Annotated in this window: 15 protein-coding genes; 10 read left to right on the forward strand and 5 right to left on the reverse strand. The window is 63.1% G+C overall.

Annotated elements, in window-relative coordinates:
• Nucleotides 1–127 precede the first annotated feature (127 nt).
• The 5 genes from ACIQ17_RS20760 to ACIQ17_RS20780 all read left to right on the forward strand — a co-directional run bounded on the left by ACIQ17_RS20760 (nt 128) and on the right by ACIQ17_RS20780 (nt 5,122).
• Complete coding sequence (locus ACIQ17_RS20760) at nt 128–715, forward strand: general stress protein (protein ID WP_398470968.1); 588 nt, start codon at nt 128–130, stop codon at nt 713–715.
• A gap of 65 nt (nt 716–780) precedes the next feature.
• Entirely contained in the window at nt 781–1,554 is a 774-nt protein-coding gene (gene tpiA, locus ACIQ17_RS20765; RefSeq protein ID WP_398470969.1) for a triose-phosphate isomerase, read from the forward strand.
• Nucleotides 1,555–1,712: 158 nt separating this feature from the next.
• A complete protein-coding gene (secG, locus tag ACIQ17_RS20770; RefSeq protein ID WP_398470971.1) occupies nt 1,713–2,090 on the forward strand; it encodes a preprotein translocase subunit SecG in 378 nt (125 codons plus the stop codon).
• 176 nt (nt 2,091–2,266) lie between these two features.
• Nucleotides 2,267–3,898: a CTP synthase gene (locus ACIQ17_RS20775; RefSeq protein WP_398470972.1), complete on the forward strand. Its 1,632-nt coding sequence runs from the start codon at nt 2,267–2,269 to the stop codon at nt 3,896–3,898.
• Nucleotides 3,899–4,078: 180 nt separating this feature from the next.
• Nucleotides 4,079–5,122, forward strand: coding sequence for a histone deacetylase family protein (locus ACIQ17_RS20780; RefSeq protein ID WP_398470974.1), 1,044 nt, complete (start codon nt 4,079–4,081; stop codon nt 5,120–5,122).
• 47 nt (nt 5,123–5,169) lie between these two features.
• Here the strand turns inward: ACIQ17_RS20780 and ACIQ17_RS20785 are convergent, their stop codons facing one another.
• The 4 genes from ACIQ17_RS20785 to ACIQ17_RS20800 all read right to left on the reverse strand — a co-directional run bounded on the left by ACIQ17_RS20785 (nt 5,170) and on the right by ACIQ17_RS20800 (nt 8,852).
• Nucleotides 5,170–5,436, reverse strand: coding sequence for a BrnA antitoxin family protein (locus ACIQ17_RS20785; protein ID WP_398470975.1), 267 nt, complete (start codon nt 5,434–5,436; stop codon nt 5,170–5,172).
• Nucleotides 5,426–5,680 carry a BrnT family toxin gene (locus ACIQ17_RS20790; RefSeq protein WP_398470977.1) on the reverse strand — a complete coding sequence of 85 codons (255 nt, stop codon included), beginning with the start codon at nt 5,678–5,680 and terminating at the stop codon, nt 5,426–5,428. The genes ACIQ17_RS20785 and ACIQ17_RS20790 overlap by 11 nt, the downstream gene beginning before the upstream one ends.
• 145 nt (nt 5,681–5,825) lie before the next feature.
• A complete protein-coding gene (locus ACIQ17_RS20795) occupies nt 5,826–8,531 on the reverse strand; it encodes a CHAT domain-containing protein (protein WP_398470978.1) in 2,706 nt (901 codons plus the stop codon).
• A 6-nt stretch (nt 8,532–8,537) separates the two neighbouring features.
• Nucleotides 8,538–8,852 (reverse strand): PAAR domain-containing protein, encoded by a 315-nt coding sequence (locus tag ACIQ17_RS20800; protein ID WP_398470980.1) that lies wholly within the window; start codon nt 8,850–8,852, stop codon nt 8,538–8,540.
• Nucleotides 8,853–9,008: 156 nt separating this feature from the next.
• On the opposite strand from ACIQ17_RS20800, the gene ACIQ17_RS20805 reads away from it, so the two are divergent.
• The 4 genes from ACIQ17_RS20805 to ACIQ17_RS20820 all read left to right on the forward strand — a co-directional run bounded on the left by ACIQ17_RS20805 (nt 9,009) and on the right by ACIQ17_RS20820 (nt 13,969).
• The gene (locus ACIQ17_RS20805; protein ID WP_398470981.1) at nt 9,009–9,335 is read left to right on the forward strand and encodes an NIPSNAP family protein; all 327 of its coding nucleotides are present in this window, start codon (nt 9,009–9,011) and stop codon (nt 9,333–9,335) included.
• A 141-nt stretch (nt 9,336–9,476) separates the two neighbouring features.
• The gene (kdsA, locus tag ACIQ17_RS20810; protein WP_398470983.1) at nt 9,477–10,334 is read left to right on the forward strand and encodes a 3-deoxy-8-phosphooctulonate synthase; all 858 of its coding nucleotides are present in this window, start codon (nt 9,477–9,479) and stop codon (nt 10,332–10,334) included.
• Nucleotides 10,319–11,551, forward strand: a complete 1,233-nt coding sequence (locus tag ACIQ17_RS20815; protein WP_398470988.1) for an MFS transporter — start codon at nt 10,319–10,321, stop codon at nt 11,549–11,551. Before kdsA ends, ACIQ17_RS20815 begins: the two co-directional genes overlap by 16 nt.
• Before the next feature lie 381 nt (nt 11,552–11,932).
• Nucleotides 11,933–13,969 (forward strand): TonB-dependent receptor, encoded by a 2,037-nt coding sequence (locus ACIQ17_RS20820; protein ID WP_398470984.1) that lies wholly within the window; start codon nt 11,933–11,935, stop codon nt 13,967–13,969.
• Nucleotides 13,970–14,010: 41 nt separating this feature from the next.
• Here the strand turns inward: ACIQ17_RS20820 and queF are convergent, their stop codons facing one another.
• On the reverse strand, nt 14,011–14,490 hold the full coding sequence (gene queF / locus ACIQ17_RS20825) for a preQ(1) synthase (RefSeq protein WP_398470985.1): 480 nt from the start codon (nt 14,488–14,490) through the stop codon (nt 14,011–14,013).
• Nucleotides 14,491–14,617: 127 nt separating this feature from the next.
• On the opposite strand from queF, the gene eno reads away from it, so the two are divergent.
• Nucleotides 14,618–15,901: a phosphopyruvate hydratase gene (gene eno, locus ACIQ17_RS20830; RefSeq protein WP_398470986.1), complete on the forward strand. Its 1,284-nt coding sequence runs from the start codon at nt 14,618–14,620 to the stop codon at nt 15,899–15,901.
• The last annotated feature ends 186 nt before the right edge of the window (nt 15,902–16,087 follow it).

The raw sequence follows: 16,087 nt of genomic DNA on the forward strand, positions 1-16,087 counted from the left end.
TCGCAGCTCATGAATGACAGTCAGGGCATCTGGCGAGGGACTGCCATGAGCGGCACCAAACGCGTGCGCGTCAGCGTCGATTACAAGGGCAACATCTCGGCGCAGCCGGAGTAAGCGGAGAGCCCCGATGACCAAAGTGACCATTTCCCGCCTGTTCGATGATTTCGCAGACGCCCAATCGGCCGTCCGCCAGTTGCGCGAGGCCGGAATCCCGGAGGACGACATCAGCGTCATCGCCAATAATGCGGACAAATGGTACGCGCCCGATCTGGCGAGTGGTGCGGGCAAGGGAGCGGCGATCGGCGCTGGCCTGGGCGGTTTCGGCGGCTTGCTGGCCGGACTGGGCCTGCTCGCGATTCCTGGTCTCGGCCCGGTGGTCGCCGCGGGCTGGTTCGCGGCAGCTGCGACGGGCGCGGCGGTGGCCGGCGCCGCGGGAAGCGCCATCGGCATGCTGGCCGAAGCGGGCGTGGCCGTGAACGAGGCCGAGGTCTATGCCGAGAGCATCCGCCGCGGCGGTTCGCTGGTGAGCGCCAAGGTTCCGGCCGGCAAGAAGGACAAGTTCGAGGCGATCCTCAATCCGTCGTCCGTGGATATAGCCATCCGCCGGAACGAGCTCGCCGCCGCCGGCTGGCGCGGTTTCGATCCGAAAGCGCCTGATCCGACCGCGGACGAGATCAGTCGCCACCGGGGCAGGCGCGGCGCCGGGCCAGCTTGAGCAGCCCGGCCAGCTCTGTTAGCTCAAAAGCCTCATCCGACCTCTTCTTGTGACAGGACAGACCCATGACCGATGCCGTTCGCCCATTGATCGCTGGCAACTGGAAAATGAACGGCCTCAAGACTTCGGTGAACGAGTTCGAAGCGATGCTTCGCGGTGCGCCGGAAGTTGCTGACAAGGCTGATCTTCTGGTTTGCCCGCCAGTCACGCTTCTGGCCACTTTCGCGGCCAGGGCGGCGAGCTTCGGGCAGGAGGGCAAGCACGCCGTCACGGTGGGCGCACAGGATTGCCACCCAAAGGCCTCAGGCGCCCATACGGGAGACGTCGCCGCCGAGATGCTCGCCGACGCCGGCGCGACGGCCATCATTGTCGGCCATTCGGAGCGCCGCGCCGATCATGGCGAAACCGACGCCGTGGTCCGTGAGAAAGCCTTGGCCGCCTGGCGCGCCGGCCTGACGGCGATCGTCTGCATCGGCGAGACCCAGGCCGAGCGCGACGCCGGCAAGACGCTCGATGTCTGCGGTACCCAACTCAAGGGCTCGCTGCCGGACGACTGCACCTCGGGCAATCTGATCGTGGCTTATGAGCCGGTCTGGGCGATCGGCACAGGGCTAACGCCGACGGCAAAAGATGTCGAGCAAGTTCATAAGTTTATCCGTGAACATCTCAACCAGCGCTTCAAGAACGAAGGGCCGTCGATCAAGATCCTTTACGGCGGTTCGGTGAAGCCCTCGAACGCCAAGGAACTGATGGCCGTGCCGAATGTGAACGGCGCGCTGGTCGGTGGCGCCAGCTTGAAGGCGACGGACTTCCTGGCAATCGCGGCCGGCTGCCCCTAAATCAGGGGCGTTCCCTGCACACGGGAGAGGTTTGGGGTTTCCGCCCAAAGGGTTGGCAATCTCGGCCTCCATCGTGTAGACACCTGCAGATTCAAACCCCGTAAGCACTGGGACTGCAGCCGGCGATCGGCGCGGCGTGCTTGCGATGGAAGGACAAGATGCAAAGCGTCGTTATCGTAATTCACCTGATGATCGTCGCCGCCCTGATCGGCGTCGTGCTGCTGCAGAAGTCGGAAGGCGGCGGCCTCGGTATTGGCAGCGGCGGCGGTGGTGGCGGTGGTTTCATGACCGGCCGCGGCACGGCCAATCTCTTGACCCGCACCACGGCATTCCTGGCGGTCGGCTTCTTCCTGACCTCGATGTTCCTCTCGTGGCTGGCGACCTACAACCGCGGCCCGAGCTCGATCCTGCCGACCGGAGCGCCGGCGACCCAGCAGGGGGCTCCGTCCTCGCCGCTGACGGCGCCGACCTCGGGCGGCCTACTCGACAGCCTGAAGAAGGCCGACGAGGCGCCGCAGGCCCCGCAATCGCGGTAATTCGCGCCAACGCATTGGCGCCATGCAGGATGGTTGCTTCCATCCTGCCTCAACAGCCCCCATCAAGGGGCTGTTATCGTTTCGGAATTCAAGTCACCCACAGGCCCGGCGGAAACCCGCTGAGGGCTGCGATTCGTTTTGGCGAATCGGCCTCGGAGAGATAAAGGTTAGGTCCCATGGCGCGGTACATTTTCATCACCGGCGGCGTGGTCTCCTCGCTCGGTAAAGGTCTGGCATCAGCGGCGTTAGGCGCGCTGTTGCAGGCGCGTGGCTACAAGGTCCGGCTTCGCAAGCTCGACCCCTATCTCAATCTCGATCCGGGGACGATGTCGCCGTATCAGCACGGCGAGGTCTTCGTCACCGACGACGGTGCCGAAACCGATCTCGACCTCGGTCACTACGAGCGCTTCACCGGTCGTCCTGCCACCAAGAAGGACAACATCACCACCGGGCGCATCTATCAGGACATCCTCACCAAGGAACGGCGTGGCGACTATCTCGGCGCCACCATCCAGGTGATTCCGCATGTCACCAACGCCATCAAGGATTTCGTCCTCTCGGACAATGACGGCTACGACTTCGTGCTGGTGGAAATCGGAGGCACGGTCGGCGACATCGAGGGCTTGCCGTTCTTCGAGGCAATCCGTCAGCTGCGCAACGACCTGCCGCGCGGCGACACCATTTTCGTCCATTTGACGCTGCTGCCCTATATCCCGAGCGCCGGCGAACTGAAGACCAAGCCGACCCAGCATTCGGTGAAGGAACTGCGCTCCATCGGCATCCAGCCGGACATCCTGCTGTGCCGCTGCGATCGCGACATCCCGGCAGAGGAACGCCGCAAGCTCGGCCTGTTCTGTAACGTCCGCGAAAGCGCCGTCATCGAGGCGCGCGACGTCGACAACATCTATGCCGTGCCCGAGGCCTATCACAAGGCTGGCCTCGACGACGAAGTGCTGGCCGCGTTCGGCATCAGCTCCTGCGAAGAATTGCAGCTGAAGTCCTGGCACACGATCAATGAGCGCGTCCGCAATCCGGAAGGCGCGGTCACCATCGCCATCGTCGGCAAATATACCGGCATGAAGGACGCCTATAAGTCGCTGATCGAGGCGCTCTCCCACGGCGGGATCGCGAACAAGGTGAAGGTCAATCTTGACTGGATCGAGAGCGAGGTGTTCGAGAACGAGGACCCTGCGCCTTTCCTTGAACACGTGAACGGAATCATGGTGCCCGGCGGTTTTGGCCAGCGCGGTGCCGAAGGAAAAATCCGCGCGGCGCAGTTCGCGCGCGAACGCAACGTGCCGTATTTCGGCATCTGCTTCGGCATGCAGATGGCGGTCATCGAAGCTGCGCGAAACCTCGCCGGGATCAAGGACGCCAATTCCACGGAATTCGGCGAGACCAATGAGCCCGTGGTTGGCCTGATGACTGAATGGCTGCGCGGCAACGAGCTGGAGAAGCGCACCAATGCCGGCGATCTCGGCGGCACCATGCGCCTCGGCGCCTATCCGGCCGCGCTGACCAAGGGCAGCAAGGTCTCCGAAGTCTATGGCGGCGCGCTGGAGATTTCCGAGCGCCATCGCCACCGCTACGAGGTCAATACGGCCTATAAGGAGCGGCTGGAGAAGCAAGGGCTGAAATTCTCGGGCCTGTCGCCGGACGGCGTGCTGCCGGAAATCGTCGAATACGAAGATCATCCGTGGTTCATCGGCGTGCAGTATCACCCGGAGCTGAAGTCCCGCCCGTTCGAACCGCATCCGCTGTTTGCGAGCTTCATCAAGGCGGCAGCGGCGCAGAGCCGGCTGGTTTAAGCACTGACGTAGGGCGGATGACGCGAAGCCATCATCCGCCCTACGCTTGCGCACTTCTAATGCATGCCTGCGCTGACGCAGGCTGCCGACATTGCTGATTGATCGGCGCGAACCTTCCGTGTGAATGATCCCGTGACGACGCTGGTGTGCTGACCAGTCGAACGGACACGAGGATCAATCATGCGCGCTTTCTATCATCCCGATCAGGCGATCCATTCGCCGCAGCAATTCATGCGCTATGGCCGCTTCGTGCCCATCAAGGACTCGCCGCTGCGCACGGAGCGACTGCTCGGCGCCTTGGCGCGTCACGGCATCACACCGGAGAAGCCGGCCGAATACGGCACCGCGCCGGCGCTGACGGTTCATACCGCGGCGTATGTGCGGTTTCTGGAAAACGCATGGGAGAACTGGGCGAAGCTGCCGGATCACGGGCCGGAAGTGTGGCCGCAATATTTTCCATATTGGAGTGGGCGTGTGGAAGAGACCGCTCGGCCCGATTGCCCCGCGACGGGCTTCATCGGCCAGGTCGGCTGGTATCTCGGCGATCTCTCCGTGCCGATGGGGCCTGACAGCTGGGGATCCATCCTACGCTCGTCGGAAACGGCAGTGGCCGGCGCCGACGCGATCCTTGCGGGCGATCGCTCGGCCTATGCGCTGTGCCGTCCGTCGGGGCATCATGCCCGCGCCGATCGCGGCACCGGCTTCTGCTACCTGAACAACAGTGCGATCGCGGCGCAGCGGTTGCGCGACCGCTTCGGCAAGGTCGCGATCATCGACGTCGATATCCATCATGGCGATGGCACGCAGCAGATTTTCTACACGCGACCGGATGTGCTCACGATCTCGGTCCATGGCGACCCGACCGACTTCGTGCCGTTCTATACCGGCTTTGCGCATGAAACCGGTTACGGTGCGGGCGAGGGCGCCAATCTCAATCTGCCGTTGCCTGCTGGCTCTGGCGGAGAAGAGATGAGTGTAGCACTCGACACGGCAATCGAGCATGTGCGTGCATTTGGCGCTGATGCCCTTGTCGTTGCGCTTGGTTTCGATGCCCATCGCGATGATCCGATCGGCATCTTCAAGCTCGAGGCGCGGGATTTTGGCAGCATCGGCGAGAAGATGAAGTCTCTCGGTCTGCCGACCCTCGTCGTGCAGGAAGGCGGTTACGGCATCGACGCGATCCAGGATTGCCTCGATGGGTTCTTGACGGGGTTCAAAGCGTAAATCCAGTAGCCCGCATGCTGCGTTGCTCATGCGGGCTACAGCCTGAACTACACTTTCGCGATCTTGCGCAAGGCGTCGTCGATCCGGCTCTGCCAGCCCGGCCCGGTGTCCTTGAAATGCTTCACGACATCGGCGCTGAGGCGGAGGGAGACGGGGATTTTGGTAGGGGCTTTTTGCGGGCCGCGCGTGTTCTTGAACTGCGCCAGAATGTCCGGTGGCAATACTTCTTCCGGCGAACGTGCGCGAGCGAAATCTGCCTCGGTCCATTCCGGATTGTCGTCGTCGAACACAGGCTCTTTCAGTTTACGGGACATAGCGCCGCATCTCCTTGGCATGTGCGCGTCGCAGGCTAATGGGACGAACGACTCCATTGCGGATGATGAACACCAGGCAGCAGGCTGCGCCGTCGATATAGCCATAGCCGCGATAACGCGTCTCACCGTAGTCGCGACGGTCATCGACATAGGTCTTCTTCATGTCGATATCGACCCACCTCTCCAGGGAGATGTGGTGTTTCTCAAGGTTCTTCGCTTCCTTGGTCGGATCGAAGTCTGTCATTATATCGTATATACGATCTGATGAGGCCCGACAAGTGGCATTCGGCGATCGAATGATGGCATGTTTATCACAGGTGGTGTGAGCTGTCTGACAAAATCGTAGCGCGGGTCGGCGCTTCCACGCGCGCGGCATGCGGACTACACGCTCAGCTCTCGAACAACACGAACGCCGCCCAGACTGACGGATCATCCGCAGCCTTGATCTTGCCGTGCATGGCCTCGATGCGGACTTTGCGAAGTGCGCTGGCATAGTCCAGATCCTCATCCGCCAGTACCTGATAGAAACGTGCCATGAAGTTCGCGGTGCCTTCGTCGGCGACTTCCCACAGTGTCAGCAATGAGCGCCGCGCGCCGGCGATGGCGAGAGCGGTGGGCAGACCGCGGATGCTGCCGACGCGGCTGGGATCGCCGAGCGCGGTCTGGCAAGCGGAGAGCACGACGAGATCTGCCGAGGACAGGTCCCAGTTCATCAACTCATGGGCGTAAAGTACGCCGTCATTGTCGTCGCGCTGCGGCGGGCGGCTGAGATTGGGGCGCGAGGCGACGAGGCCGCTGCGCCACAGCGCGTCGGTGCGGTCCGAGGCCGTCTTGTAGAAGCCGTGGGTGGCGAGATGGATCAGCGACGCGCCCTTGGCGTCGCGGCGTAGTCGCGGTTCGCTGACGCCGTTGCCGGAGAGCGTGGTGACCTTCAGGTCACGCTTCCTGAGGTCGGATTCCACAGTGTCGATCTCGGTCCGGGTTGACGGCAACTGGCTCGCCGCTCCCGCGTAATCGAGGCCGCCGACCAGCAGCGCCTTGCTCCCGGCTGCGAGCTTCGTGTCGCGATCGGCGAAGAACAGCGCATCGGCACGGGTCATGATGCGCGTGTCGTAGATCTCGTCGAGATAGCGGCCACTCGCATCTTGCAGCATCGCGAAGGGCAGGCTGTAGAGCTCGCTGTCAGGGACCAGGAACAGGCGCCGGACGTCGGCAAGTTGAGGCTTCAGCGGGCCGAGCAGGGTGTCGTACAGGCGGCGAAAGGTCTTGTTGCGATCCGCCGAGGTGACATCGGCACCGAGGAAATTATCGAGCGGCCCGAGATCGACGAGCGTCGGCGCTTTGCCATTGCGGTGGATTACCGCCTGCAGTCGCATTTCCGGCTTTGGCGCGGTGGGCGTGACGCGGTTGCGGCGGCCGCTGACGAAGAAATCCACCAGCGCATCGGTCTGCTCCAGGCGGTCCGCAATGGCGGGCAGCTTGAGATTACTCGGGGCCTTCTCACCCATGCGGGCGGACAATGCCTGGCGGGCATCCTGCAATTGGGTGAGCACCTGCCGGGCATCGCCGTCAATTCTGCCGGATGACAATAATTCCTGCTGTTGACCGGACAGGCGAAGCACCGTCTGGGCCAGCGTCTTGGTCGCATCGTCAGGGAGGCGGTCGGCGGTGAGCCGGAGCAAGGTGCGATCACCATCCTCCATGGTCTTCCAGCGCGTCACGGCTTCCGCATAGGCGACGGCGGCGGACGGCTCCTGCAAGGCGTAGCGGCCGAATTCGTATAGGATGTCGTCCGCGAGCTTGCGCATGGTTTCGGCAACATAGCGATTGCCGGCGGTACCGACTTCGCGCAGCATCCAGCGGAACGACTGCTGCTCAACGTCCTTGAAGGTCGCGAGCGTGTCCTTGTCGCCGCGTTTCATGCGCGTCATGGCGACGCCGAGCAGGGCATCGAACGTCATCGGATGCTGTCTGGCGATGGTTTCCTGCGAGCGCTGATAGGCATCGAGACGCAGCGCAAGGGCGCGGGTGGTATTGCCGCGCAGTTCAAACTGGTCGGCGGCAAGCTGCGCCGTCTTGATGCGCAGGATGTCCGGCGCCCCATTCCAGTCCTTCACGCGCGCCATGGCTTCGAGATCGACGTTGCTCAGGCGGCGGTCGGGATGGAAAAAGGCTTTTGTATAGGCGATCCAGGTATCGGCCTGCGCCACATGTTCGGAGGTCGGATCGGCCAGTGCCGCCGCGGCACGCTTCTGCAGTTCGAGCGCTTTCAGCGTCTCGGCTTCGTTGCCCATGGCGAGATGATTGAGCGCGAGATTGGAGGCGGAGACCAGTGCCTGGATGCTGCCAAGGCCATAATGGGCGATGCGCCGCTTCAGCAGTGGCTCGTCGATGGTGGCTGCGACATCGGGATGGCCGACCATGCGCAGCGCTTCGGCATAATTGTTCTCGGTGCGCCAGGTCAGCGGTACGCGTTCGCCGAGCGACTTCCTCGCATTGAGATAGATGTCTTCGGACAGGTTGAGGCCGGCGGCGACGGCGCCGTTATTGGTGAGGACAGTGGCGAGGATGTCGCCGCCGGCGATGTCCTCCTGCGAATTGCGGCCATAGATCGCGCGCAGCCGTTTATGCGCTTCGGTCGCGACCGGGATGGCGGCTTCATAATCCTGGATGCGGTTGAGGAAGCGCGCATATTCGAACCAGAGCGTGGCGGCGGCGGTGCCAAGCTCCTGCGCCGCGTGGGTCTTCGATGCATCGGCGAACAGGTCGGAAGCGAAGGCGTTGTCGCGGCGGCGTTCGAACAGCGTGACGGCGTTGAGATAGGCGCGGATGGTCAGCTCGCTGTAATTGCTGTCGGCGAGGGCACGCAGTGTCGTCTTCAGGCGCAGGCGGCCGCCTTCGCTGTCGCCAGCCTGCAGTCTGCGAAAGGCGTCATTGATGCGATCGACGAATTCGCGTTCGCTGGGCGCCTTGCGGTTCTGGGCTTGTGCGGTGTGCTGGACGACGGGCAGCACCAGGACGCCTGCGATGATGGCGAGCGTAATCCGGCCGGCGAGGCCTGCACCTGCCGTCCAGCGTATCCAAGCAAATGACATCTGGGTTTATTTGCAGCCCGAGGTCGTATCGCCGGCGCGGGCCATCGGTTTGCCATTGACGAAGACACCGGTGGCGCCGGATGTGGTCTTCGAGCCGCATTCGGTGCTGCCGCCGACCACGGCCACGGGCTTGCCATTGATATAGACGCCCTTCGCTCCCTCGATGATCTTGCCATCCGTCGTGGTGTCGCCGACGCGCGCCGCCGGCTTGCCATTCACCGTCACACCCGTCGCTCCCGATGTGATCTGACCGGGCGCTTGCGCTGTGGCCGAAGCGATCAGGGTAGCAGTGAAGAGCAAAATCAGGGCGGTGTGTCGCATGATCATTCCAAGTCCAGAATTCAAAGTCCCAGGCGCTGCAGTTGCACCGAAGGCCGCATGATGTAAGCCTGTACCGGCGCGGGCAAGGGACGATGCCGCAACGAGCCATGCGCCAAGGCTGTAGACGGCCATCAAAAAGGGAAGGAACCAATTGCGATGATCTATGAATTGCGCGTTTACCGGTGCCTGCCGGGTCGGTTGCCGGCGCTTCTCAAGCGTTTCGAGACTGCGACATTGAAGCTGTGGGAGAAACACGGCATTCGCCAGGCGGGTTTCTTCACCACGGTGATCGGCGAGTCCAACAACGACCTGACCTATCTGCTGCAATGGGAATCGCTCGCGCAGCGCGAGAAGCTCTGGACGGCTTTCATGACCGACCCTGATTGGACTGCCGCCCGGACGAAGTCCGAGGAGGACGGCCAGATCGTCGGCAATATCGTCAGCCAGTTTCTCGCGCCGACGGCGTTTTCGGCGCTGAAATAGGCTCCGGCCAAGGCGCTGTCCGGTTCGACGGCGCGTCCGGCGCAACCCTGATATCCCCGGGCAGGAGCGGGCTGATCCGGGCTTGCATCCCGCCCGGTCCTGCGGTTGATGGACGCGTTCCCTCAAGGAGACCGGACCGTCTTGACCGTATCGCCCACCGCCGCGCCCGTCGTTGAACTTGGCTCCGTCCGTTTCGGCAATGACCTGCCGATCTCGGTGATCGCCGGGCCATGCCAGCTGGAAAGCCGGCAGCATGCGCTGGAGACCGCGCAGGCGCTGAAGGAGATCGCGCAGCGGTTGAAGATCGGGCTCGTCTACAAGACCTCATTCGACAAGGCGAACCGCACCAGTGCATCCGCCGCGCGTGGTATTGGCCTTGACGACGCGCTCCCGATCTTTGCGGAAATCCGTGAGACGTTTGGCCTGCCTGTTCTCACCGACGTGCATGAGAACGAGCAGTGCGCGCGCGCGGCGGAGGCCGTTGACGTGCTGCAGATCCCAGCTTTCCTGTGCCGGCAGACCGACCTGCTGCTTGCTGCCGCCGCCACGGGCAAAGCCGTCAATGTGAAGAAAGGTCAGTTCCTCGCCCCGTGGGACATGGCCAATGTCGTCAAGAAGCTGGTCGGCGGCGGTAACGACAAGGTTCTGGTTACCGAGCGCGGCGCATCCTTTGGCTACAACACGCTGGTCTCCGACATGCGCGCGCTGCCGATCCTGGCGCGCACCACCAAGGCGCCGGTGATCTTCGACGCCACCCATTCGGTGCAGCAGCCGGGCGGGAAGGGCGAGTCCTCGGGTGGCGAGCGCGAATTCGTGCCGGTGCTGGCGCGTGCAGCGGTTGCGGTCGGCGTCGCCGGCGTGTTCATCGAAACGCATCCCGATCCGGACAATGCGCCGTCGGATGGCCCCAATATGGTGCCGCTGCGCGAATTCGAGGCGCTGGTGAAGAACCTGATGGCGTTCGACGCGCTCGCCAAGCAGACATCGGTCAAGGCGTGACCGAACCAGCATCGGATCGCCAATTGGATAATCGTGGCGCGTCGATGCTGCCGCCGGTCATCAAGGTCATCGCACTGGCGTCTTTCGCGGCGGCGCTGTCGCAGCGCGCGCTCGATCCGGTCCTGCCGCATGTGGCGGACGACCTGATGGTCACCGTCGCTGTGGCTGCGGGTCTCTCATCCGCGCTCGCTTTCACCTTCGCTATCGTACAGCCGGTACTCGGCGCGGCCGCCGACATGTTCGGCAAGGCGCGGCTGATGATCATCTGCCTGGTGCTGCTTGGCGTCGCCAGCATTCTCGGTGCCATGACGACCAACTACTCGCTGCTGCTGGCGACGCGTGTACTCGCTGGCATCGGGGCAGGCGGGGTGTTTCCGGTGACGCTGTCGCTCACCAGCGATCTGGTCGGCCCGCAATTGCGTCAGGTCGCGCTGAGCCGCGTCATGGCCGGCGCGATGACCGGCACCGTGCTCGGCTCCACCGCAGCCGGCGTGATCGGTGACTTCTTCGGATGGCGCGGCGTGCTGGTGATCCTTGGCGGGCTCGCGATCATAGCCTCGATCGCCGTGGCGATCGGCTTCAAGGGCGCGGCGATCATCGCGCCTGCGGGCAAGGCCGATTTCGGCAGGCTCGCACGAGGCTACAAGGTGATTTTCCGCAATCCGAATACATTGATCGTCTACAGCGCTGTCTTCGTCGAGGGATGCCTGATCCTCGGCCTGTTCCCCTATGTGTCGTCATTCCTGTTCGACGGCGGCGTCACCAGCCTGTCGATCGCCGGCCTCGTGATCGCATGCTTTGCCGTGGGCGGCCTGTTCTATACGTTCACTGTCAAGCACATGCTGGCGCGGCTTGGCATCAACGGGATGATGATCTGGGGCGGCATCCTGATCGCGATCCAGCTCGCCGCCACCGGCTTCAGCCCGAACTGGCAGATCCAGGCGCTGAGCCTGCTGATCATGGGCTGGGGCTTCTACATGCTGCACGGCTCACTGCAGATATTCTCGACCGAGCTGTCGCAGGAAGCCCGCGCCAGCGCCATGTCGCTGCATGCGTGTTGCTTCTTCCTGGGGCAGTCTGTCGGGCCCATCGCCTACGGCTTCGGCCTCGCGCATGCCGGCAAGGTGCCAACGTTGTTGATGGCTGCGGCGGCCGTGGCATTGCTGGGTTTTGCAAGTGCGCGGTTTTTGAAACAGCGCAAGCCGGCGGATGCATAGCTCATCTCTTCCCGGTTGAGCGCCGTGTGGACAAGGTTCCATTCTGCAACCTGAAATACCCGATCTTCGAGGCGTTCTATTACGCATCTCCCTGCCCCGGACCTAAGAAGGTCAAATGGTCGCAGCATGGCGGCCTCAGGCTGGGGAAGTGCGCCGATGATCAATATCCGAACGAGCCGGGCGCTTTGCCTGAGCGCCACGAGTTATTTTGTCCTGACTGTCGTTTTCACTGGCGGGGCGCAGGCGCAATCACCGAATCTTCCTGCCGTAACGGTCGAAGCGCCGGCGCGCCCGCAGGTGCGTCACACGCAGCAGCCACGGCGTTCGGCCGCTCGTGGGCCCGCGCGACGGGCGACGGCACCGGTCCGGCAAGTTGAACCCGTGCGCTATCTTCCGCCCATCGGCAGCATTGTGGGCGTACCGCCCGCTCCCTATGCCGGCGGCCAGGTCGCGACGGGAGGGCAACTCGGCATCCTCGGCAATCGCGGCGTGATGAACTCGCCGTTCAACATCACCAGCTACACCGCCAAGACCATCGAGGACCAGCAGGCGCGGTCGGTGGCCGATGTGGTGCAGAACGATCCGTCGGTGCGCAATGCATGGGCCGATGGCGGTTATTCCAATCAGTTCTTCATCCGCGGCTTTCCGGTCGGTGCATCGGAAATCGCCGTCAACGGTCTCTATGGCGTGGTGCCGTATCAACTCGCCGGCACAGCCTTCGTCGAGCGTGTCGAAGTGCTGAAGGGGGCGAGTGCATTTCTTAATGGCATGGCGCCGCTGGGCGGTGTCGGCGGCATGATCAATCTGATCCCAAAGCGCGCGCCGGACGACGCGCTGACGCGTCTGACCGTCGGTTACATTTCGAACAGCCAGTTCGGCACCCATATCGACGCCGCTCGCCGCTTTGGCGAGAACAAGGAATGGGGAGTGCGTTTCAACGGCGCCTATCGTGATGGCGACACGCCCGTGAGGAACCAGACGTCGGAGCTTGGCGAAGCCGCGCTCGCCGTCGACTATCGCGGCGAGCGGATCCGCGCGTCGATGGACATCAACTATCAGAAGGTCCAGGCCAAGGATCCGACCCGCCCGGTCTATTTCAACGCGGGCTTTCCGCTGCCAAACCCGCCGAGCAACACCGCAAGCCTTGGCCAGAACTGGTACTTCGCGGATGGTCAGGATGTGTACGGGCTCGCCAATGTCGAAGCCGACATCACCGAAAACACGACGGTGTTTGCCTCGATGGGTGCGCGCCGCAACGATTTCCTCGGTGTCTACAGCTTCCTGACCATCACCGATGCCCTCGGCAATGCATCCGGGCGGCAGTTCGTGCAGCCGACCTATGCGGAATCTTATACGGGGCAGGCGGGCTTTCGCACGCGCGTGGAAACCGGCCCGGTACGCCATGAATTCACATTCTCGGCGACCGGCTTGTCGAGCGAACTTGGTGTGATCGCACCGACGACGAACTTTACCACCAATATCTACAATGTGGCCCCCGTCGCGCAGCCGAATCTTTCAGGCTTCGCCACCACGGCGCCGCGCACGAACCTCACCGAACTGGCCAGCTATTCGTTCTCGGACAGCATGTGGATGCTGAACGATCGCCTGCAATTCATCGTCGGTGGCCGTCAGCAGCAGATCAAGGTCACGAATTTCAACGCGACCACCGGGGCGATCTCCTCGCTTTATGATCAGTCGGCATTGACACCCTTCTTCGGCGTGGTGGTGAAGCCGCTCGAGAACGTGTCTCTGTATGCGAATTATATCGAGGGGCTCGGAGCCGGCTCGGTTGCACCTGCCGGCACGAGCAATGCGGGCAGCATGTTGCCGCCGGTGCAGTCGGAGCAGATCGAGACCGGCGTGAAGGTCGATTTCGGCCACATCACGACCACTTTGGCGCTGTTCCAGATCACGCAGCCTTTCGCGATCACGCAGAACGGCACCTATCAGCTCGGCGGCGAGCAGCGCAATCGCGGCGTCGAACTCAACGTGTTCGGCGAAGTGGTGCAGGGGGTGCGCGTGCTCGGCGGCGTCACCTTCATGGAAGGTGTCCAGACCAGAACGCTGAACGGTGCCATGAACGGCAATGCTGCTGTGGGCGTGCCCGACGTGCAGCTCAATATTGGCGGCGAGGTGGACAACCCGCTGGTGGCCGGGCTGACGCATTCGGCGCGGGTGATCTATACCTCGTCGCAGGTCGCCAATACGGCGAATACGCAGAGCATTCCCGACTGGACCCGCGTGGATCTCGGCTCGCGCTACGCGTTCCCGTCGCCCTGGACCGGCAAGCCGATCACGATCCGCGCCAATATCGAGAACGTGTTCAACGCCAACTACTGGTCGGCGGTCTCGGCCAATTACGGCCTCGCCCGCGCAACGCCGCGGACCTATCTGGTGTCGGCGACGTTCGATTTCTGAATGACGGATAGCCCGCATGTCCGATCATGCGGGCTATCGCCTCAGCCTCGTCCGCGATAAGGCGCGACGCCTTGTTCCGGCACCCAGACGCCCTTCGGCAAGCGTCCCGTCTGCCAGAACACGTCGATGGGAATACCGCCCCGAGGATACCAGTAGCCGCCGATCCGCAGCCATTTTGGCTTGATGGTGTCGGCGATGCGCTTGCCGATGGCCACCGTGCAGTCTTCATGGAAGGCGCCGTGGTTGCGGAACGAGGCGAGATAAAGTTTGAGCGCCTTCGACTCCACCAGCCACTGGCCCGGGACGTAGTCGATCATCAGATGGGCGAAATCCGGCTGGCCGGTGATCGGGCACAGCGAAGTGAATTCCGGCGCGGTGAAGCGCACGGTGTAATCGGTGCCTTTCTGCGGGTTTGGCACCTTGTCGAGCTGGGCGGCTTCGGGGGAGGTCGGCCATTCGACGGCGCGGCCGAGCTGCAGCTCCGGGGCAGCCTTGGGCGATTTGCGAGGGTTTTTTGACATTTCGGTCTCCGTTGGCGCGGTTCTTAGCCAATCCGTGGCTCGCCGTCACGCCAAGCGGGGTTTTCCCGCCCCGCACCATGGGCTAGAAGCACGGCCAACCAACCACCCCCAGCACAAAGAGGGCACCATGACCGCCATCGTCGACATCATCGGCCGCGAAATTCTCGATAGCCGCGGCAATCCCACGGTCGAGGTCGATGTGGTGCTGGAAGACGGCAGCATGGGCCGGGCCGCAGTTCCGTCGGGCGCGTCCACCGGCGCCCATGAAGCGGTCGAGCTGCGCGATGGCGACAAGTCCCGCTATCTCGGCAAAGGCGTGCAGAAGGCCGTCGACGCCATCAATGGCGAGATCTTCGATGCCATCGGCGGCATGGATGTCGAGAACCAGATCCAGCTCGACGAGACCATGATCGCGCTGGACGGCACCCCGAACAAGTCGCGCCTCGGCGCCAATGCCATTCTCGGAGTCTCGCTGGCCGCCGCCAAGGCCGCAGCGGAGTCGCTCGACATGCCGCTGTATCGTTATGTCGGCGGCACGTCGGCGCGTACCCTGCCGGTGCCGATGATGAACATCATCAATGGCGGCGCTCATGCCGACAATCCCATCGACTTCCAGGAATTCATGATCATGCCCGTGGGGGCGTCGACCTTCGCCGACGGCCTGCGTTGCGGCGCCGAGATCTTCCACACGCTGAAGGGCGAGCTGAAGAAGGCCGGCCACAACACCAATGTCGGCGACGAAGGCGGCTTTGCGCCGAACCTCGCTTCGGCTGAAGCCGCGCTGGACTTCGTGATGGGTGCCATCGCCAAGGCCGGCTATAAGCCCGGCGACGACGTCATGCTCGCGCTCGACTGCGCCTCCACCGAATTCTTCAAGGACGGCAAATACGTCTATGAAGGAGAGGGCAAGACCCGCAGCATTTCCGAGCAGGCAAAGTATCTTGCTCAGCTCGTGGGCAACTATCCGATCGTGTCGATCGAGGACGGCATGTCGGAAGACGACATGGATGGCTGGAAGGAAGTCACCGACCTGATCGGCAAGAACTGCCAGCTGGTCGGCGACGATCTGTTCGTCACCAACGTCACGCGCCTCGAGGAAGGCATCAAGGCCGGCCGTGCCAATTCGATCCTGGTGAAGGTCAACCAGATCGGCTCGCTTACCGAGACGCTGAGCGCGGTCGAGATGGCGTTCAAGGCCGGCTACACCGCCGTGATGTCGCATCGCTCCGGCGAGACCGAAGACGCCACGATCGCCGATCTCGCCGTCGCCACCAATTGCGGACAGATCAAGACAGGCTCGCTCGCGCGCGCCGACCGCACCGCCAAGTACAACCAGCTCCTGCGCATCGAGCAGCAGCTCGGCACGCAGGCGCTCTATGCCGGCCGCAAGGCGCTGAAGGCACTCGCATAAGCGCTTCAGCGATTATCGAACTGATCATCGCCGCTTGCCGAAACGCAGGCGGCGATTTTCGTCTGACGGCAGCGGCGATCAGGCGCTCATATCCCTCAAATTTTAGACGCCATCAGGATACCTTATTGCGGTCGCGAAGGTATCACGAACGGGGCGCAGGCTCTCACTGCATTGCAGATGGAGAGC

Source organism: Tardiphaga sp. (genome assembly GCF_044340795.1).
GTDB lineage: Bacteria > Pseudomonadota > Alphaproteobacteria > Rhizobiales > Xanthobacteraceae > Tardiphaga.